16 protein-coding genes are annotated in these 20010 nt (G+C 60.4%); 8 read left to right on the top strand and 8 right to left on the bottom strand.

Annotated elements, in window-relative coordinates; all coding sequences use genetic code 11:
* Nucleotides 1-29: 29 nt before the first annotated feature.
* The 5 genes from RSF91_RS13905 (at nt 30) to upp (ending at nt 6428) form a co-directional block, all read left to right on the top strand.
* The gene (locus RSF91_RS13905; protein ID WP_332568974.1) at nt 30-1559 is read left to right on the top strand and encodes a helicase HerA-like C-terminal domain-containing protein; all 1530 of its coding nucleotides are present in this window, start codon (nt 30-32) and stop codon (nt 1557-1559) included.
* 287 nt (nt 1560-1846) lie between these two features.
* The gene (locus RSF91_RS13900) at nt 1847-3436 is read left to right on the top strand and encodes a methyl-accepting chemotaxis protein (protein ID WP_332568973.1); all 1590 of its coding nucleotides are present in this window, start codon (nt 1847-1849) and stop codon (nt 3434-3436) included.
* A gap of 157 nt (nt 3437-3593) precedes the next feature.
* The gene (locus RSF91_RS13895) at nt 3594-4490 is read left to right on the top strand and encodes an enoyl-CoA hydratase-related protein (RefSeq protein ID WP_332568972.1); all 897 of its coding nucleotides are present in this window, start codon (nt 3594-3596) and stop codon (nt 4488-4490) included.
* A gap of 219 nt (nt 4491-4709) precedes the next feature.
* Complete coding sequence (locus RSF91_RS13890; RefSeq protein ID WP_332568971.1) at nt 4710-5684, top strand: threo-3-hydroxy-L-aspartate ammonia-lyase; 975 nt, start codon at nt 4710-4712, stop codon at nt 5682-5684.
* A 111-nt stretch (nt 5685-5795) separates the two neighbouring features.
* Nucleotides 5796-6428 (top strand): uracil phosphoribosyltransferase, encoded by a 633-nt coding sequence (gene upp, locus RSF91_RS13885; RefSeq protein ID WP_332568970.1) that lies wholly within the window; start codon nt 5796-5798, stop codon nt 6426-6428.
* Nucleotides 6429-6576: 148 nt separating this feature from the next.
* Here the strand turns inward: upp and RSF91_RS13880 are convergent, their stop codons facing one another.
* The 4 genes from RSF91_RS13880 to RSF91_RS13865 form a co-directional block, all read right to left on the bottom strand.
* Entirely contained in the window at nt 6577-7794 is a 1218-nt protein-coding gene (locus tag RSF91_RS13880; protein ID WP_332568969.1) for a cytochrome-c peroxidase, read from the bottom strand.
* A gap of 67 nt (nt 7795-7861) precedes the next feature.
* Nucleotides 7862-10333 (bottom strand): TonB-dependent receptor, encoded by a 2472-nt coding sequence (locus RSF91_RS13875; protein ID WP_332568968.1) that lies wholly within the window; start codon nt 10331-10333, stop codon nt 7862-7864.
* A 303-nt stretch (nt 10334-10636) separates the two neighbouring features.
* Nucleotides 10637-11341, bottom strand: a complete 705-nt coding sequence (locus RSF91_RS13870) for a YebC/PmpR family DNA-binding transcriptional regulator (protein ID WP_332568967.1) — start codon at nt 11339-11341, stop codon at nt 10637-10639.
* A 157-nt stretch (nt 11342-11498) separates the two neighbouring features.
* Nucleotides 11499-11924: a virulence factor MviN gene (locus tag RSF91_RS13865; RefSeq protein WP_332568966.1), complete on the bottom strand. Its 426-nt coding sequence runs from the start codon at nt 11922-11924 to the stop codon at nt 11499-11501.
* Nucleotides 11925-12085: 161 nt separating this feature from the next.
* Here RSF91_RS13865 and RSF91_RS13860 point away from each other — a divergent pair, with 161 nt between their 5' ends.
* Complete coding sequence (locus RSF91_RS13860; protein ID WP_332568965.1) at nt 12086-13315, top strand: nucleoside recognition domain-containing protein; 1230 nt, start codon at nt 12086-12088, stop codon at nt 13313-13315.
* A gap of 61 nt (nt 13316-13376) precedes the next feature.
* Nucleotides 13377-14018, top strand: coding sequence for an HD domain-containing protein (locus RSF91_RS13855; protein ID WP_332568964.1), 642 nt, complete (start codon nt 13377-13379; stop codon nt 14016-14018).
* Nucleotides 14019-14033: 15 nt separating this feature from the next.
* Here the strand turns inward: RSF91_RS13855 and RSF91_RS13850 are convergent, their stop codons facing one another.
* Nucleotides 14034-14687 carry a flavin reductase family protein gene (locus RSF91_RS13850; RefSeq protein WP_332568963.1) on the bottom strand — a complete coding sequence of 218 codons (654 nt, stop codon included), beginning with the start codon at nt 14685-14687 and terminating at the stop codon, nt 14034-14036.
* A 284-nt stretch (nt 14688-14971) separates the two neighbouring features.
* Between RSF91_RS13850 and RSF91_RS13845 the strand changes: the two genes are divergently transcribed.
* The gene (locus RSF91_RS13845; protein WP_332568962.1) at nt 14972-15988 is read left to right on the top strand and encodes an ABC transporter substrate-binding protein; all 1017 of its coding nucleotides are present in this window, start codon (nt 14972-14974) and stop codon (nt 15986-15988) included.
* Nucleotides 15989-16014: 26 nt separating this feature from the next.
* On the opposite strand, the gene sbcB is transcribed toward RSF91_RS13845, so the two are convergent.
* From sbcB to cls, 3 genes are all read right to left on the bottom strand, one after another.
* Complete coding sequence (gene sbcB / locus RSF91_RS13840) at nt 16015-17454, bottom strand: exodeoxyribonuclease I (protein ID WP_332568982.1); 1440 nt, start codon at nt 17452-17454, stop codon at nt 16015-16017.
* A 253-nt stretch (nt 17455-17707) separates the two neighbouring features.
* On the bottom strand, nt 17708-18544 hold the full coding sequence (locus RSF91_RS13835) for an NAD-dependent protein deacetylase (protein ID WP_332568961.1): 837 nt from the start codon (nt 18542-18544) through the stop codon (nt 17708-17710).
* A gap of 9 nt (nt 18545-18553) precedes the next feature.
* Nucleotides 18554-20008 (bottom strand): cardiolipin synthase, encoded by a 1455-nt coding sequence (gene cls / locus RSF91_RS13830; RefSeq protein ID WP_332568960.1) that lies wholly within the window; start codon nt 20006-20008, stop codon nt 18554-18556.
* Nucleotides 20009-20010 lie beyond the last annotated feature (2 nt).

Raw genomic sequence — 20010 nt, 5'->3', positions numbered from 1 at the left:
TGACTGTAAGTCCCCCAGAGGAAAACCGAATGGCTTCACCCCTTTTGATTGCCCAGCACTCTGCCACAGAATGTGCCCTGCTGCCCGGACTGGCCAATCGACATGGCCTGATCACCGGTGCCACCGGTACCGGCAAGACCGTCACCCTGCAAAAACTGGCTGAGAGCTTCTCACAGATTGGCGTGCCGGTCTTCATGGCCGACGTCAAAGGAGACCTGAGCGGCATCAGCCAGAGCGGCAAAATTGGAGAAAAGCTCGCCGCCTCGCTCAAAGAGCGCGACCTGGCCCTGCCCGAGCCTCTGGCCTGCCCCACGACGCTGTGGGATGTATTTGGCGAGCAAGGTCACCCCGTACGCGCCACCATTTCGGACATGGGCCCGCTGCTGATTGGCCGCATGCTGAACCTGAACGAGACGCAAATGGGCGTGCTCAACATCGTCTTCAAGATTGCCGACGACAACGGCATGCTGCTGCTGGACCTCAAAGATCTGCGCTCCATGCTCACCTTTGTGGCGGACAACAGCAAGCAGTTCACCACGCAATACGGCAACATCAGCTCGGCCAGCGTGGGCGCCATCCAGCGCGGCCTGCTGACCATTGAAAGCCAGGGCGGCGACAAATTCTTTGGCGAGCCCATGCTCGACATCAACGATTTGATGCAGACCGATGCCAACGGCATGGGCGTCATCAACGTGCTGGCGGCAGACAAGCTGATGAACGCACCGCGCCTGTACTCGACCTTTTTGCTCTGGCTCTTGTCCGAGCTGTTCGAGCAGCTGCCAGAAATTGGCGACCCCGAAAAACCCAAGCTGGTCTTCTTCTTTGACGAGGCCCACCTGCTGTTCAACGATGCACCCAAGGTGCTGATTGAACGCATCGAGCTGGTCGTGCGCCTGGTGCGCTCCAAGGGCGTGGGCGTGTACTTTGTCACCCAGAACCCGCTGGACGTACCCGACTCCGTGCTGGGCCAGCTGGGCAACCGCGTGCAGCACGCACTGCGCGCCTTCACCCCGCGCGACCAGAAGGCTGTGGCCACGGCGGCATCCACCATGCGCCCCAACCCCGGCCTCGACATCGCTGCGGCCATTACCGAGCTGGCCGTGGGCGAGGCGCTGATCAGCTTCCTCGACGAGAAGGGCCGCCCCAGCGTGACGGAGCGCGTCTTTGTGATTCCGCCCGGCAGCCAGCTCGGCCCCATCACGCCCGAGCAACGCAAGGCTTTGCTCGCCAGCTCGCTGGTCGCCGGCGTCTATGAACAGACCGTCGATCGTGAATCGGCCTTCGAGCTGCTGCGCGACCGCGCTGGCAGCGCCACGCCTGCCAAACCCGGTGATGCGCCCGCTGCGGCAGGTGCTGCCGCCGAGCAAGGCAGCGCCACCGACTCCATGATGGACGGCCTCAAAGAACTGCTGTTTGGTCGCACCGGGCCGCGTGGCGGCCAGCATGATGGTCTGGTACAGACCATGGCCAAGTCCACCATGCGCACCGTGGGCAACAACCTGGGCAAGGAGATTCTGCGCGGCGTGCTGGGCGGCATTCTTGGCGGCAAAAAACGCTGAGTTTTAGCGCCCAGCTCTTGCTCAAGGCCTGCATTTGCAGGCCTTTTTGATATGTCTAGCCAAACTGGCTAAAAAAGGCTCAATTTCACAGTCCTTATGTCGATACATAAGGAGTCTCTCGACGCACTCACCAGCCGCACACCGGTGCCTCATCGAGAACGCACGGGGCGTGTCAAGCCTTGTTGCAGTGGCCGCAGTCGCTTCACACCCCCTCAACACAACAAACCGCAATCAGCGCCACGAAGCGCTTTTTTGCAATCTAACTATTCAGTACAAGAGCACAGCGAATGCAATTCAATCAATGGCGCGTATCCACCAAGCTGTGGTGCACCCTCGGGGGACTACTGGCGATGATGCTGGCGGTCTCACTCTGGACTCAGCACACAGCTGCCCAGACCCTGCAGACAGGCATGGACACGCAGAGCGACTACGACAACCGCATCAATCTGGCTCTGCAGTGGAAGGGCGCCACAGAATCCACGGGCGAGCGCGTGCTCACCAGCAATATGACCATCGACGAAGAACTGACCGTCTTGATGGATGAGCGCGTCAAGGCTGGCGTTGCCGTCAACTCGCAGTTGCAGGCCCAGGTGGTCAAGCTGGCTCAAAGCGATGCTGACAAAAAGGCACTGGAGCAAATCTCGGCCGTGCGCACCGAAGTGCTGGCCTTGAACAAGCAGGCCCGTGAAATCAAGCTGACGGGTGACATCACCGCCCTGCGCACCTTCATCCGGGAGCAGTATCTTGGCGCCATCACCCGCTATGTGGGCTCGCTGGAGTCCTTTGTAAAGCTGCAAGAGCAGCAGCGCGATGCCGCAATCCTTCTCACGCAGCAGGCTCAGCAACGCGCAGCCTGGTGGGCCTGGGCCGTGCAAGGCCTGGTTCTGCTGGCAGGCCTTGGCCTTGCGCTGGCGCTCACCCGCTCCATCACCCGCCCTCTGGCAGAAGCCGTGGAGCTGACCAATGCCATCGCCAAGGGGGACCTGACCGTGACCGCCAGCAGCCATCGTCAAGACGAATTCGGCCTGCTGCTGAGTTCTGTCTCGGCCATGGCCACCCGTTTGCGCGGACTGGTGACCGATGTTCGCGACAGTGTGCATTCCATCTCCACCGCATCTTCAGAGATTGCCTCGGGCAACCACGATCTGTCTGCGCGCACCGAGCAAACCGCCTCCAATCTTGAGGAAACAGCTGCCAGCATGGAGCAGCTCACGGCGACGGTGGCGCAGGCCGCAGATACCGCGCGTCAGGCTACACACCTGGCCAGCAATGCAGCGCAGGCAGCGCAGCGCGGCGGAAGCGTCGTGGAGTCGGTCGTCAGCAGCATGAGCCGCATCAACGAAAGCGCGCACCGCATCTCCGACATCATTGGCGTCATTGATTCCATCGCCTTCCAGACCAATATCCTGGCACTCAACGCCGCCGTAGAAGCCGCCCGCGCCGGCGAGCAAGGCCGTGGCTTTGCCGTCGTGGCCAGCGAGGTGCGCGCTCTGGCCCACCGCAGCGCTGAAGCCGCCAAGGAAATCAAGACCCTGATCGGCACCTCCGTAGATGCCGTCAATGCCGGAGCCGAGCAGGTCTCCCAGACAGGCCTGGTCATGGAAGACATCGTGAGCAGCGTGCGCAAGGTGTCCGACATGATTGGTGAGATCAGCGCCTCCTCCACAGAGCAGCGCGACGGTATCAGCCAAGTCAATCAGGCCGTGACCCATCTGGATCAGATGACGCAGCAAAACGCTGCCCTGGTGGAAGAGTCCGCCGCAGCCGCCGTCTCGCTGCACGACCAGACCCAGCGCCTGACCGGCATGGTGTCTGTGTTCAAGGTTGGCGCTTCAGGCCATGCGCTGGCTTACTCTGAGCCTGCACTGCACGCATAAACCTGCTGAACCGGCCCACCAAGCCTTACCCAGACTGCCGTATCAAGCGAGCAGTCTGGGCAATCAGGGCGCAGCAAGGGAATTCCCCGACTCATTCAGCACACCGTCCGTCACACGGGTGACTTGCGTGTGGCAGCGCACAGGACACCATCTGTGCATGCCCAATACCTCTGACACCAGCTCTCACGACACCTCGCTGCCCACAGACCTGACCGTCTTCAGGCTGGAGCAGGTCGACCACATTGCCCATCTGGTGCTCAACCGCCCCGATGCGTTCAACACCTTGAACCCCAGGTTCTGGCAAGAGCTGGATGCGGTACTGGATGCCCTGCACCGCAGCGGCAAGGCGCGGGCACTGGTCATCAGCAGCACGGGCAAGCACTTTTGCGCGGGCATGGCGCTGGAGACGTTTGCCGACCCCAGCTTCGCCCCCAACGACCGCACACCCGAGGGCCGCGCCGCCATCATCGACACGCTGACGCAGTTGCAAGCCACCTTCAACAAGATTGAAGCCCTGCGCATGCCCGTGATCTGCGCCATTCAGGGCGCCTGCGTGGGCGGCGGACTGGATCTGGTCGCCACAGCCTGCATACGCTACGCCAGCCGCGAGGCGTTTTTCTGCGTGCAAGAAATCAATATTGGCATGACGGCTGATCTGGGAAGCCTGCAGCGCCTGCCCAAGCTCATGCCGCTGGGCATTGTCAAAGAGCTGGCCTACACCGGCCGCCGCCTGAGCGCGCAAGAAGCCGCCAGCCACGGCCTGGTCAACGCCGTTTATGAATCGCCCGAAGCAACCCTCACCGCAGCACTGGCCTGCGCACGCGAGATTGCGGCCAAGCCCCCCGTCGCCATCTGGGGCAGCAAGCAGGTCATCAACTATGCCCGCGACCACAGCGTGCACGACTCGTTGCAGCAAATGGGCTGGGTGCAAAGCGGCATCTGGAGCAACCGCCATGTGATGGAAGCCGTCAGCGCCATGCAGGCCAAGCGAGAAGGCGACTTTCCGCCGCTGGAGCCGCTGCATGCCTTTGCGCCAGCCGCCCACAAAAACTGATGGAAACTGCTGATTTCATAGCTGCCAGCGCATGCATATAAAGGGCTAGATGCCTTTTTTACTTACATTACTGCTTCTGCTCACGGCTCCTTCTCAGCCGCCGTTTGAGCTGCCGTTTGCCCCTATCGACATTGCCGCATCAAACACCGCACCTATCTACATGCCGGCAGACGATGCCCCGTTATCATGGATTCAGTCTTTACCCCAGCCTGTATCACCATGAACAGCACTCCCGCCCTGCTTCCTACCTATGACGATGTCGTGGCCGCTGCAAAGCGCCTGCAAGGCGTGGCCCACCGCACACCGGTGCTGACCAGCCGCACCATGGATGAGCAGCTGGGCGCACGCCTGTTCTTCAAGTGCGAGAACCTGCAGCGCATTGGTGCCTTCAAGTTTCGCGGTGCTTATAACGCTCTGGCTCAGTTCACGCCCGAGCAGCGCAAGGGCGGTGCCCTCGCCTTCTCATCGGGCAACCACGCGCAAGCCATTGCCCAGGCCGCGCAACTGCTGGACATGCCCGCCCTCATCGTCATGCCCGAGGACGCCCCCGCCTCCAAAATGACGGCTACGCGTGGCTATGGCGCTCAGGTCGTCACCTACAACCGCTTTACCGAAGACCGCGAAGCCATCGCGCAGCGGCTGGCCACCGAGCGCGGCATGACGCTGATCCCGCCCTATAACCACCGCGATGTGATTGCCGGCCAAGGCACGGCCGTCAAAGAGCTGCTGGAGGAAGTGCCCGATCTGGACTACCTGTTCGTCTGCCTGGGCGGCGGTGGCCTGCTGTCGGGCAGCCTGCTGGCGGCCAATGCGCTGACCCCGAAATGTCAGGTCATCGGCGTAGAGCCCGAAGCTGGCAACGATGTGCAGCAATCGCTGCGCGCCGGCCATATCGTCAAGATAGACACCCCGCGCACCATTGCCGATGGCGCGCAGACGCAGGCACCGGGCGAGCTGACCTTTGCCATCATCCAGCAGCGCGTAAACGAAGTGCTGACCGTCAGCGACGAGCAATTGGTCGAGTCCATGCGCTTTTATGCCGAGCGCATGAAAATCGTGGTGGAGCCCACGGGCGCGCTCTCGCTGGCAGCCGCCATCCACGGCGGCCAGCCCCTGAAGGGCAAGCGCGTGGGCATTGTGATCAGTGGCGGCAATGTGGATTTATCACGTTTCGCCAGCCTTCTGGCCGACTGACAGCGAAAATAGATGCTGCTGCGGGCCATCCCGCGCCCAGTTTCACCCTTTTCTGCAAGCACGCGCCAGTCACAAGCGGGCCTGCTTCTTTTCAACACAAAGACCAAGAACATGAGCACTTTGCATTTGATTGACCACCCACTGGTCCAGCACAAACTGACCCTGATGCGCCGCAAGGAAGCCAGCACCAACAGCTTTCGCCGCATGCTGGGCGAGCTGTCCACGCTGATGGCCTACGAGCTGACACGCGACTTCCCCCTGCAGGACATCGAGATCGAAACCCCCATGGAAAAGATGACTGGCAAGGTCATCGACGGCAAAAAGCTGGCCCTGGTCTCCATCCTGCGCGCGGGTAACGGCTTTCTGGACGGCATGCTCAACGTGGTGCCCGGCGCCCGCATCGGCCACATCGGCCTGTTCCGCGACCCCGAGACGCTCAAGCCCGTCGAGTACTACTACAAGATGCCCGAGAACATGCAAGAGCGCGACGTGATCGTGGTTGACCCCATGCTGGCCACCGGCAACTCGGCCGTGGCTGCCGTGCAGCAGCTCAAGGACAAGAGCGCTCCCAAGTCCATCAAGTTCATGTGCTTGCTGGCTGCCCCCGAAGGCGTGAAGACCATGCAAACCGCCCACCCCGATGTGGACATCTACACCGCAGCGGTGGACCGCGAGCTGGACAGCCACGGCTACATCCTGCCCGGTCTGGGTGATGCGGGCGACCGTATCTTTGGCACCAAGTAATTGGGTCTGCCCTGTAAAAAGCCCCTGCCAGCGCAAGCTGCAGGGGCTTTTTGTATGGGTTTGGCCCGCGCCAATGACGGAGGCCGGGTCTCAATCAATCAGCACCAGCCAAAACCCGCCCAACTCTTTACCCATCAAGCGCCACCCGCTATAAAATTTTCAGCCACTCAACCAAGGCATCAATCTCCTGCGCATTCAGGTTCAACGCCTTGATATGCGCCGACTTGGGCGGCACATACGAATCCTGCTCAGGATCGCCTCCCACAGCACCCATGCCCACGTTGTACAGGCGCAGCAGCCCCGGCAGATTGCCGAACTGCCCGTTGTGCATCCACGGCCCAGCCTGGCTCACACCGCGCAGGCTGGGAACGCGGAACTGGCCCAGATCGGCCTTGTTGCGCGTGGCTTCAAAGCGGCCCAGGTCCTGATTACGGCGACCATAGGATGACAAACCCAGATCGTGGAATTCGTTATCCGTCAGCAAGGGGCCGCTGTGGCAATTCATGCAGCGGGCCTTGGTGCGAAACATATGCAGGCCCAGCAATTGCTGGTCGTTGAGCAGCGCAGTCTCCCCGGCAATCACCGCATCGGCCTTCGTGGTGGGCGGGCGAATGGTGCGCACAAAAGTTGAGATGGCTGTCACCATCTGGTCCGTAGTCAGCTTGTCTCGCCCCCAGATTTGGCGGGACATCTTGCGGTAGTGGTGCTGTGAGTTCACATGCGCCACCGCTGCCGCCAGCGTGTTGTTCATCTCAAAAGTATTGGTGATAGAGCCTTTGGCTTGTTCCTCCAGCGATGCCGCGCGCCCATCCCAGAACAGGTGCGATGCAAATGGCGCGGCAAACAGGGTCTGGGCGCGGCGGCGGCCCATGAGTTTGTCTTCGCCCACGGCCTGCGCCAGCCCGTCGCTGAAGGACTTGCCCGCCTGATGGCAGCTGGCGCAAGACACTCCACCCTTGCGCGACAGGCCAGCATCAAAAAACAGCGCCGTGCCCAGCTCCAGCTTGGCGCGGGCCTTGGCATCTGCCGGTGGCTGCACCGCGGGGACCGCAGACATCTCCGTCCAGTTCTTGCCCATATCAATCACCGGGCGGGGCCAATGCGCTGGTTGGCCCTGGTAGCGCGCCTTCAGGCAAGCGTCATCCCAGCCATCGGCCTTGCCGCATTCAAAGCCACGGTTGTCCACGGGCTGCAGCAGTCGCCCTAGGGCTGTGTCTGGCTCACGTGTCTTGGCCAGACGGGTGGTGGCGTCGGCTTCGATATGGGTGTTTTGCGCCATGGCGCAGGGCATGAGCAGCAGCATGGCGCAAGCCGCAAGAGCGGTGCGCAAGCCAGCGGCCGGCCTGTTGGCTAGACGGTTTTTCATCGGTCAGAAATTCTTGATTTTGATAGCTGCAAGCGCTTATTCTGTAAGCGCTTGAGTGGTTTTATATTCAAAACTGGTAGCCTGCAGTCAGCCAGATTTCACGGCCCGTTTGCCAGCGGGTGTTGTTGGCAGCCGCTGCGCTGGCGAAGGCGATCGGCACCTGTTTGTTCAGTACGTTGAGAACGTCCACGCTCAGCGTCAGACCCTTGATCTGTGTGGGCTTGTAGCTCACCGAGGTGTCCCAGGTGGCATAGGAGGCCATGCGCTGCTCGCTGTAACGTTCAAGGCCTTTCACCGTGCCCATGTACGCAAGACTGGAGCGACTGCTCTTCCACTTCAGGCGATTGCCCCAGGTGACGCCCGTGCTTGCCCAGCGCCCGCTAAAGCTCACCGCCAGCTCACGCGGCACATAGAACTGGCTTGCGGGCTTGTCTTTGCGCAGCATCTGCACGCCATTGACTTCAATCACATCGTCGGGGGCAAGGCCTTCGGCCTCCCAGCCTTGCGTGCTGTCGTAATTGGTTTTTTTGTCTTGCCAGCTGAAGTCCACACGGCCATTCCATGCCGCACCTGCCGCGATCCAGGGCTTGGTGCTGCGCAGGCTCAGAATGACAGTGTCGACCTTGGCACCCGCCTTATTGCTGTAGTAATAGCCGGAGGTCGAGCTGCCTTCCATCGTCAGTGCATCACGGCTGTTGCGGTGCACATAGGAGAAACCGGCTTCCAGATTCGGCGTCAGGGCCTGACTGGCCACCAGCGCCCATTCGTCCGAGTAAGGGGTTTTGACGCCATCAAAGCGGTTGCTCTCCACAGTCCCCGGAATGTTCACTTCCTTGCCATTGCGTATCTGATAGGTCAGCAAGGCACTTTTGCCCTCTCTCAGCGCATAGCCCAGCAAGTCCTGGCCGTAATAACGCGCCCAGCCCAGACCCAGCTGGGTCTGGCCATTGCCCTCCACATCCCAGTCCAGACGGGTGCGCGGTGCCAGGTTGGTGTTTTTCAGAAATTCATCGCGCTCCACGCGCAGGCCGGTCGTCATTGTGAGGTTTCGCCACTGCATGGTGTCCGACACATAGGCAGCCAGACTGTTGTAGTCCAGCCCCACGGTTCCGGCCGCATAGCGGGTGCGCGTGTTGTACTTTTGCGTGCCGTCGGCCTGCAGCGTGGCATTGGAGGAATACACATCCTGCGCACGGTTGAAGCTGGCGTTCACCCGCTCCAGCTGAAGACCCGCATATAGCTGATGTCTGATGCTGCCGGTATTGAAGCTGTCCCAGTCCATGCGCAGCTTGCCGGTGAATTGGCGCTGGCGCAGCATTTCGTCACCATAGCCGCCATAGCTATAGGTGCTGAGGCTTTTGTCGGCAAATTGCTGTACCGTAAATTCAGTGCCGCTGGAGTCGCGTCGCGAGTCTTGCTGATCCACGGCCAGGGTGGCAGTGAGCTTGCCGCTGTCCAGCTGCTGAATCCAGTCACCCGACAGGCCCAGAGACTTCTGACGGTTGGTCCATGCGCTGTTGGCATAGGTGTTGGAGACCAGGTCTTCCTGACGGTCTGCATATTTCAGCAGCACATTGGTTTGCGTGCCGCCACCCCAATTGGTGTGCAGCTTGCCCATCAGGTTGTCCACGGTATCAGACTCGTCATTGGTCTGCAGCAGCGTGGCCTTGCCATTCGCCACGCCGGCACTGGGGTCCAGCACCTTGGCCTGGCGTTGAATTTTGGATTCACGTCGGGAGAAAGATACCAGCGCGCTGGTATCTTCCGTCAGCTTGAAGTCGCCCTGCATGCTGGTGAAATGCTTTTTCCACACGGATGAATAGCCCGGCTCACCATTAGCCCAGTCCTCGAGCATGCGCTCGGGCATTTGCTGCTGGGTCAGATTAGAGCTGTTGAAGCTTTGCTTAATGGAAAACGTATTGCTGCCCACAGGCGTCTTGATGCGCGCATCCACCACACCGCCCTGAAACTTGCCAAACTCCACAGGCACGCGGCTGTCATACACCCGCACTTGCTCCAGCAAATCCGTATCCAGGTTGTAGGCCTGCGAAAAGCTGGGCACGCGCCCCACCTGCAGCCCCAGAGCCGATTCCTGCGGGTTGATGAAGTTGGTGCCGCTGATGCCGTCAATCAGAAACTGGTTTTGAAACGGGCTTTCGCCATGGATGGAGAACTGCTCCGGAGCCAGCGAGCCACGGTTGCCATTGCCACCCATGCTGTCATTGAGGCGCACCGCGGGGTTGGCGCTGATCAGTGATGTCAGGTCACGGTTGCCTTCGGGCGTGGCATCCATTTCCTCGCGGCTATAGACACGGGCATCTATCCGCTCCCCTTCTACCTGCACAGTGGGCATCTCTTTTTCCTGCACAGATTCAGCCGCTGCCACGCTCTGCGCCTGTGCGCTGCTCATGGCGACCATGCAGGTCGCTGCCCATGCCAGATGGCTCAGAGAAAAACGGGGAAAAGTCTGAAAAGTGGCCGAAGTGGCGCGTTCAGGAGCAGCGGCAAAAGCGCTTGGGCGGAAGAGCTTGGAGGACATGAATCAGAGCGAAAAGAACGACTGTCACGAATCTGTATTCGTAACAAGAATTACTCTCATTCTAGTTTCAAAACAATAATGATTCTCATTGGTTTCATAAAAATCCGCCAATGAAGTGTTGCTGGCATTGAAGAATCAGCGAAGCAACTACTTTTTTGATAGCTGCTAGCGCATACCCATTAAGAGCTACAAGCTTTTTTTCTTGAAGTTCAGCGCTGCTTCAGCCCAGCCCCGTTGCAAGCGGGCATAAAAAAAGGAGCAGTGCCAGCACTGCTCCTTTTTACAAACGCGGTGAATGCGTTATCAGTCGACCAGACCCACAAAGACGTGCTGCACGTCGTCGTCGTTTTCCAGACCAGCCAGAAAATCTTGCACTTCCTCTTGCTGCTCGGCAGACAGGCTAGCCATGCTGACCGGGTTCTTGGCCTTGTAACCCAGCTTCACAGACACCACCTTGATGCCTTGAGCAGGCAGAGCCTTGCTGACCGCATCCAGATCGGCGATATCGGTGATGAACAGGGTCACGCCCTCGTCGTCGCCGGGCTCGAAGTCTTGAGCGCCTGCTTCAATGGCGGCCATTTCCACGTCCGCACCGCTTTCGGCTTCGCCTTCAACCATGCCCACATGGTCAAAATCCCATGCCACAGCGCTCATCTGGCCCTTGCGGAAGCACACGCGCATATTGGGCGCAGTGCGGTTGGGGTTGTCGGTCAGGCACTCGACCATCACCGGCACGCGGTGAGGAGCATAGCCTTCAAACAGCACGGTGGAATAGTTCACGGCATCGGCGCCGGCACCGGAGCCCTTTTTGATGGCGCGGTCCAGCGTGTCCTTGGGCATGGAAGCCTTGCGGGCCGCTTCAACAGCCATGCGCAGACGCGAGTTGGCTGCGGGGTCACCGCCGCCCAGACGGGCCGCGACCATGATTTCCTTGACCAGCTTGCCAAACAGCTTGCCCTTGGCATCAGCGACCAGCGCCTTGCCCTTTGCTTTCCATTGCGCGCCCATGGGTGCGATTCCTTGTTGATTGGGGGGATGATTTGCGCAAAATGCACAAAAATCAGAGAAAAAACTCGAAGCAAGGTTATACACCTGTGCGGCCCTGAAGGCTGGTGGCTTGCGCAGTTCTTGACACGGCTTCGTGCCCAAGAGGGGTTCATGCCCACTAACGCAGCACGCCCCGGCGCTTGAGCCAGCACAGATAAGCCACGATGCCCGACCAGAAAATCACCTCTGCCAGCCAGAAGATGACAGAAAAAGCATCGGCGGACTGACCTCTCTGCCCGACATACCAGAACATGCCCGCCTGTGTGATCACGCCCAGCGCCCCGTAAAGAATGCTCAGCAGCACGGCCGACTGGTTGCGAGTCCACAGCAGCCAGACCTGCGTGAAGCACATGGCAGAGTTCAGCGCCAGCATGGCCTGCAGCGCCAGTGCCCACGGCATACGCCCTGCAGAATTCCAAGCGTCAGAAAAATCGGCCTCCAGCAACATCCAGCCACTCATCAGGCCTAGAAAAGCGAACATGCTCATCAGCAGGGCAAGCCCTTTGCCAAAGGGCTGCTCCCAGAGCGGGGTTTGGGCTTGCATCAACGCAGAGTGTCCCGCTTGAAGCGAGCCCTGAGCTCATTCATCCCAAAGGCGTGGGTGCTTTCAGTCATGGCATTCCTCGGGTAAGCAAGAGGTGCAGTGTGCCACCGCACCCCTGATTTCACGCCACAATCAGCGCCAGTACAAAAACAGGCGCTTTTATGCTCAATGCCTTGTGGCTAGGATTTTTCTTGGTGGCGGCTGTCGCTGCTTTGGCGCAGTGGCTGGTGGGTGGGCAAGCCGATGTTTTCTCGGCCATGGTGCAGGCCCTGTTTTCCATGGCCAAGCTCTCGGTCGAGGTGATGGTGTTGCTGTTTGGCACGCTCACGCTCTGGCTGGGCTTTTTGCGCATTGCTGAAAAAGCGGGCGTGGTCGAATGGCTTGCCAAGGTGCTCGGGCCTCTGTTCTCCAAACTGATGCCCGAGGTCCCGCGCGGCCACCCGGCGCTGGGCCTGATTACGCTGAACTTTGCCGCCAACGGGCTGGGGCTGGATAACGCTGCCACGCCCATGGGCCTCAAAGCCATGCGCTCCTTGCAAGAGCTGAACCCGCGCCCGGACACGGCGACCAATGCGCAGATTCTGTTTCTGGTGCTCAACGCCTCGTCGCTCACCCTGCTGCCTGTCACCATCTTCATGTACCGCATGCAGCAAGGTGCGGCAGACCCAACGCTGGTCTTTTTGCCCATCTTGCTGGCCACCTCGGCCTCCACATTGGTGGGCCTGCTCAGCGTCGCTTTAGTGCAGCGTCTACCCATCTTCAGCCTCGTGGTGCTGGCCTATCTGCTGCCGGTGGCGCTGGCACTGGGCGCCTTCATGGCCTTTCTCACCACGCTCAGCGCGGCGGCACTGGCGCATCTTTCATCGCTGATGGGCAACCTCACGCTGTTTGCGCTGATCGTGCTGTTTGTGGGACTGGGCGCATGGCGCAAGGTCGCTGTGTACGACAGTTTTATCGAAGGCGCCAAAGAAGGCTTTGATGTAGCCAAAGGCCTGCTGCCTTATCTGGTGGCCATGCTCTGCGCCGTAGGGGTGTTTCGCGCCTCGGGGGCGCTGGAATATGCGCTGTCAGGCATTCGATGGGTGGTGCATGCCGTGGGCATGGACGCCCGCTTTGTCGACGCTCTGCCCACCGCACTGGTCAAACCCTTCTCAGGCAGCGCCGCCCGCGCCATGCTGATCGAGACCATGCAAAGCCAGGGCGTAGACAGCTTTGCCGCACTGGTCGCCGCCACCATTCAGGGCAGCACCGAAACCACCTTCTACGTGCTGGCCGTGTACTTTGGTGCCGTAGGCATACAGCGCGCCCGCCACGCCGTGCCCTGCGCCCTGGTGGCCGAACTGGCCGGCGTGGTCGCCGCCATTGTGGTTTGCTATCAATTTTTTGGTTAAAACCCAATCCTTACAAGCGCTGCAAGCCGATTTTTTGCAAAGGATTCCAGAGGTTCGCCGTATGAATACAGAGCCAGACACCCGGCAATCTTCCCTGTTTCAGTCCTCATGGCTGCGCAGTTGGGCAGCCCTCGGCCTGACGCCACCCGCTGATCTGCAACAGCGCTTGCTGGCTGCCTATGCCCAGCCCCAGCGCCACTATCACACCCAGCAGCATCTGACGGAGTGCCTGGCGCACTTTGACGCAGTCTGGCAGCAAGCCCAGCACCCTGGCGAAGTGGCCATTGCGCTGTGGTTTCACGATGCCATCTACGACATCAAAGCCCAAGACAACGAACTGCGCAGCGCTCAATGGGCTGTGCAGGCGCTCAAGGACTGCGGTGCGACAGACGAAACCTGTCAGCGTGTGCACGCCCTCATCATGGCCACCTGCCACACTGCGCCACCTACCGAGGCATCCATTGAAGCCGACGCCAAGCTGCTGGTTGACATAGACCTGGCCATTCTGGGTGCCAGCCCGGCGCGCTTTGCCGAGTACGACGCACAGGTCGCCGCCGAATACGCCTGGGTGCCACGGCTGGTCTATCGCTTCAAGCGCAAGCAGGTGCTGCAAAGCTTTTTGCAGCGCGATGCCATTTACGCCACGCCGCACTTTCACCAGTTGCTGGAAGCCCAGGCCCGCCGCAATCTGAGTCAGACCTGAGAGACTCCAGGCCTCTCACATCTCGTCGATCACCGTGCTTGCCGCACCGCTCTGTGCTGCGGCCCTGCCTTCATGCGCTTCAATCGCGAAGCGATCACGGCAATTGACGTAAAAGCTGGCACCAAAGCGCCCCACGGGGAAGAACTCTTGCAGACGCACGCGCCATTTTTCGGTATCCACCAGCCCTTCGCGCACGGCCAGCCATTGCACGCGGCCGATAAAGACATAGCGACTTGCCGTCTCCAGCGTCTCGTGCAGCACGCATTCAAAGGCGACTGGTGCCTCAGCAATACGCGGCGGCTTCACGCTTTGTGATGGCGTAGCCGTCAGCCCCGTGTGCAGCAACTCGCTGTGCTCTGGCGGCAGTCGGTCGCCACAGCGGTGCATGGCGGCGGCCATGGCCTCGTCGGTGATGTGCACCACAAATTCACCCGTACGCAAGATATTGCTGGCCGTGTCTTTTTGCGCCGCATCCTGCACCTTGTTGATGCTGAGCATCACTACGGGCGGGTCCTCTCCCATCATGTTGAACATGCTGAAAGGCGCGGCGTTCACCGTTCCATCGGCCCCAAGCGTGGTGACCAGCGCAATCGGGCGCGGCACGATCAGGCTGGCCATCAGCTTGTAGCGGGCATAGGTGTCGAGCAGGGAGAAATCGATCTCTGTCATGGCGGTTTCTATCCATTCTTGAAACGGGTTTGATATGAATTCAATAGCACGTAGCGCAAGCATTACCTGCGCTGTCGGGCTATTCACTGCAATATTCATGCCCAGCACGCAGAACGCGAAAAAGCCCTTTCACGCCGGCCCCGTGCACCAGCGCCGCACAACCTCGCCCCTATTTGCACCAGCGCAGTGCAGCTCTAACACCCGCTCACTTTGTATACAACTTGGCATTGATCTTGCGCTCAGGCTTGTCATCTCTTCAGCGATCGACAACACAAGGAAGCTTCATGCGCAAACGATTTTTTCTGCAAGCAGCCGCCATGGCCATGACCTGGGGCCACGCTCAGGCGGCAGAAACGCCTCTCAAATTCCAGCTGGACTGGCGCTTTGAAGGGCCAGCGGCCCTCTTCGTACATCCCGAGCAAAAAGGCTATTTCAAGCAAGCAGGTCTGGATGTGAATGTGGAAGCGGCCAGCGGCGCAGGCGCCATTCAGCGCGTAGCGTCTGGCACGCATGATCTGGGCTTTGCCGATCTGGCGGCGCTGATGGAGTTTCACGCCAACAACCCCGATGCGCCCATCAAGCCCGTGGCCATCATGGTGATCTACAACACCACACCGGCGTCCGTCATGGCGCTCAAAAAATCCGGCATCAGCAAAGCCTCAGACCTGGCGGGCAAAAAGCTCGGCGCCCCCATTTTTGATGCAGGTCGCCGCACCTTCCCCATCTTTGCGCAAGCCAATGGTGTGGGCGATGTGCAGTGGAGCACCATGGACCCGCAGCTGCGCGAAACCATGCTGGCGCGCGGCGATCTGGATGCCGTGACGGGCTACACCTTCACCAGCCTGCTCAACCTGGAAGCACGTGGCATCAAGCGCGAGGATGTGGTGGTACTGCCCTACGCCACCCACGGAGTGCAACTCTACGGCAATGTGATCATCGCCAGCCCCAAGCTGATTGCCGAAAAGCCCGAGGCTGTGCGCGCCTTCCTCAAAGCCTTTGCCCGTGGCGCGAAGGAAGGCATTGCCAGCCCGGAAGCCGCCATTGCCTCCATGAAGGCCAAAGACGGACTGGTCAACGCGCCACTGGAAGTCAAACGCCTGAAACTGACTATAGAGACCGCCATTGACAGCGCTGGTGCCCGCGCCGAAGGTTTTGGCCAGTTACGCACAGAGCGCCTGCAAGCCATGGCCGAACAGGTCTCCAAGGCCTATGCGACCAAGAACCCCGTGCCGTCCCGCGCGGTGTGGAACGGCAGCTTCCTGCCCACGGCGGCAGAACTGGACATCCTGCCCAAGCGCTGATTCAGCAGTAATCTGCCCAGTAGGTCTCAGGCCTCGGGCACGATGCCGTCGGCATAGTCATACAGCGCGCCCAGAATCTCTTCGGCGCGCTCGTCAGCGGTTTCGGACAGGGCATCGATCATGGCAAACATCTGCTCAGCCGTGCGCGCCCTGCCCTGGCCTTCAATCAGGCAGGCCACGCGGTGCTGCTCCCAGCGCTGCTGCTCGGCCTCGTTCAGCGTCATGGGGAAGTTGCGTGCACGGTAGCGCCAGACCAGCTCAGTCAGGCGGGCGTCGTCAAAGCCGGTCTTGTCCAGCGCCAGCTCTTGCGGCGAAAGGCGCTTAATGCGTTCCAGACGGCGACGGTCTTCGTTGCCGACAAAGCCACCGTACAGGTCTTGATCGGCGTCCAGCGGCTCGCCGGCCTCGCGCGTGAACACGGCCTTCCACTGGGCACTCATGTCGGGCAGGTCACGGGCAATGGCTGCATATTGCAGGGCTTGCTCCATGTTCACACCCCATTTTTCGGCCATGGCGGGGCTCAGCGTCTTGAGGCTGCCCACCACCATGGGCGATTTGTTGACATGAATGCTCTTGATGGGCAGGCGCGTCACGCCCTCGGGCAGATCCGCCTGACGGGTAAACATGCGCAAACGCAGGTCTTCGATGCTGATACCGCCAAGTTCTGTCGGGTCAGCGGCTAGGTCCCAGCAGATAACTTCATTCTTGTTCGTCGGGTGCGTGGCCAGCGGCCACATCACGCCAATGCAACCGCGGGCGGGGCTGATCATGCCGGTCACATGCAAGAAGGGGCGGGCATGCTCTTGCGTGGCGGGCAGGCCCATCTCGCGCAGCGCGCCGTCCTTTTTGTGCAGGCCAAAGGCAAAATCGAACAGGCGTGGATGCTGATTGCGAATCAACCGAGCCAGCGCAATCGTGGCGCGCACATCGCTTAAAGCATCGTGGGCCTGCTCATGCAGCAAACCATTGGCACGGGCCAGGTCTTCGAGCTTGAAGCTGGGTGTGCCATCTTCTTTGCTGGGCCATTGAATGCCGTCGGGTCGCAGTGCATAGACCATGCGCACGACATCCAGCAAATCCCAGCGGCCGCAGCCGTTCTGCCACTCACGCGCATAAGGATCGGTGAGGTTGCGCCAGAACATGAAGCGCGTGATCTCGTCGTCAAAGCGAATGGTGTTGTAACCCACGCCCACGGTGCCGGGCTGGGCCAGTTCGCCCTCGATCAGTGCAGAAAATTCGTGCTCAGGAATGCCCTCTTCCAGCGCTCGCTGGGGCGTGATGCCCGTAATCAGGCAGGCCTGCGGGTCGGGCAGATAGTCGTTGGCGGGCTGGCAGTACCACATGACGGGCTCACCGATTTCGTTGAGCTGATCGTCTGTGCGTATGCCCGCAAACTGTGCCGGGCGGTCATAGCGCGGCTGCGCGCCAAAGGTTTCGTAGTCGTGCCAGAAGAAGGTATGAGCCATGGGGCGAAAGTATGCCTGCGAAGCCATGGCTGGCAAGAAAATGTATCAAATAGGCCTCAATCGCTTGGTAACAATGCGCTGGCAGCTATCAAAACAGGAATCCATCTACCAGAGCCCGCATTCAGAGCAAATCACATGACCCAGCAACCGAAGGTTTACGCTTGAGACGAGGCGCGAAACTGCAGGCAGTACGCAAGTACGACCATGCGTTCCAACGACGTATCAAGGGCTGCTCAATGGTTGTGTTCGGGTCTTAGTAAGCCGCCAGCGCCATCAAGGTCTGTCCCACATCAGCCTCGACCTTGAAGTCCAGCAGCGCATCCGCCCGCGTCACGCCGCGGTTGATAGCGACGATGCTTTTGCCCTGCTCGTGCGCAGCCAGCACAAAGCGGTAGCCCGAATACACCATGAGCGAGGAGCCTGCGATCAGCATCGCATCGGCGCTGGCCACGGCGTCCATACAGGTCCGCACGCGGTCACGCGGCACGGTTTCGCCAAAAAACACCACATCAGGCTTGATAAGGCCCGTGCCGCAATGCGGGCAGCTGGGTACCACAAACTGGCTGAAGTCCTGCCCCTCAAGATCGGCATCCCCATCCGGCGCAGGTGCGGCATACAGCTGGGCCCATGCGGGGTTCAAGGCCAGCAATTGCTGCTGCAGTTCAGCCCGCGCAAAGCGGTGGCCGCAGTCGGTGCAAAGCACGGTGCCGATGCGGCCATGCAAATCTACGGTGTGCTGGCTGCCCGCCGCTTCATGCAGGCCATCCACATTCTGGGTAATCAACAGCTCAAGTCGGCCTTGCTGCTCCATCAGCGCCAGCGCTTTGTGGGCTGCTCCGGGCTGCGCCTGCCCCATGACGCGCCAGCCCAGCATGGAGCGTGCCCAGTAGCGCTGGCGAACCAGCATGTCGCCCATAAAGGCCTGATAGGTGACGGGTTGCGGGCGCTTCCACTGCCCGCTCTGGTCGCGGTAGTCGGGGATGCCGACTTCCGTGCTGCAGCCTGCGCCGCCAATAACCAACAGGCGCGGGTGCGCATGCAGCCAGTCTTTCAGGCGCCATAGCGCCAGAGGTTCTACAAAATTATTCACGATGTCTCATTACAAAAGCGGTGAAGTCAGTCGCGCGATAGAGCCAAACAGGCGGCGGCGGAGGCCTTTTTCGCTGCGGTATTGAACGGCACTGGCCTGAGCCAGATCCGCCAAAAATTGCTTGTCCAGTGCCTGGTTGAGTTCAGGCCCGTAGCCAATCACACAAACCTCGTAGTTCAGAAAGAAGCTGCGGTAGTCAAAATTGGCCGTACCAATCATGGCCATGTTGTCATCGACCACCAGCGTTTTGGAGTGCAGCATGCTGGCGTCATATTCATAGATGTGCACTCCGCAGCGGATCAGCTCATCAAAATAGGAGCGTGCAGCGGCAGTCACAAAGACGGAATCGGACTTTTTGGGCACCAGAATCCGCACATCCACCCCGCGCAGCGCAGCGTTGGTCAGCGCGGACAGCGCTCCTTCAGTCGGCACAAAGTAAGGCGTGGTCAGCCAGATGCGCTGCTGGGCCGCGTTGATGGCCGCCAAGTAGGCGCGGTAAATCGCATCGAGCTGATCGTCGGGGCCGGAGGTGACGACCTGCATGGGGATGGAGCCATCCTCGCAATCGGGCAGCAAGTCATCCAGTGTTTTAGGCAGCTTGTACGGGTCTTTGCCCAGCGTGTATGCCCAGTCTTCCAGAAACACCGTCTGCAGCCAGCTGACGACGGAGCCCTCCACCCGGATGTGCACGTCGTGATAAGCGTCCGCGCGGATGCGTTCGTTCTCCTCGTCGGTCACGTTCACGCCACCGGTAAAGCCCACCTTGCCATCACAGATCAGAATCTTGCGGTGGGTGCGAAAGTTGACCACAGGCCGCAGCCGCCGCCCTATCTTGGCATCATGAAAGCGCAGCACCTCAGCCCCAGCCTGCTGCAGCGGTTTCAGAAATGTTCGCCCCAGTTTTTTGGAGCCCAGCGCATCGACGAGAAGTCGAACCTGCACGCCGGCCTTGGCCTTTTCGATCAGCAGATCGCGCAGCGCTGTGCCCGTGTGGTCGGGCTCGTAGATGTAGTACTCCAGATGCACATGGTGACGCGCGGCGCGCACGGCATCGGTAATGGCATCAAAGGTGGCTGCACCGCCCACCAGCAGCTTCATGGACGTGGCCGTGCTCACAGGAAAATCGCTGGTCATGCCCACCAGCCGTGCCACTTGCCGCAGGCGCTCCTGCTGGGCTGGTATGCGCTCGCGCAGTTTTTGCATGCTGTTGCGCACACGCGAGCGCTTTCGGGAGCGCAATCGCTTGATGCGCTGGCGCTTCATGCGCTGAGGCCCGAAGTAGTAATAGACCACCAGTCCGACGACCGGCAAGGCCGCCATGGACAGCAGCCAGCTCAGCGTGGCAATCGGCTGGCTGCGCTGCAGCAAGATCCAGACGCCCACCACGACGACATAGAGCGACCAAGTGGCGGATAGCCAGAGCTTGACGTTTTCATGACCGAGCTGGGCAGCGATCCAGTCCAATT

The organism is Comamonas sp., from assembly GCF_036643215.1.
In the GTDB taxonomy this organism is placed as follows: Bacteria; Pseudomonadota; Gammaproteobacteria; order Burkholderiales; family Burkholderiaceae_C; genus Comamonas.
This window is presented reverse-complemented; position numbering and strand designations above follow the sequence as displayed.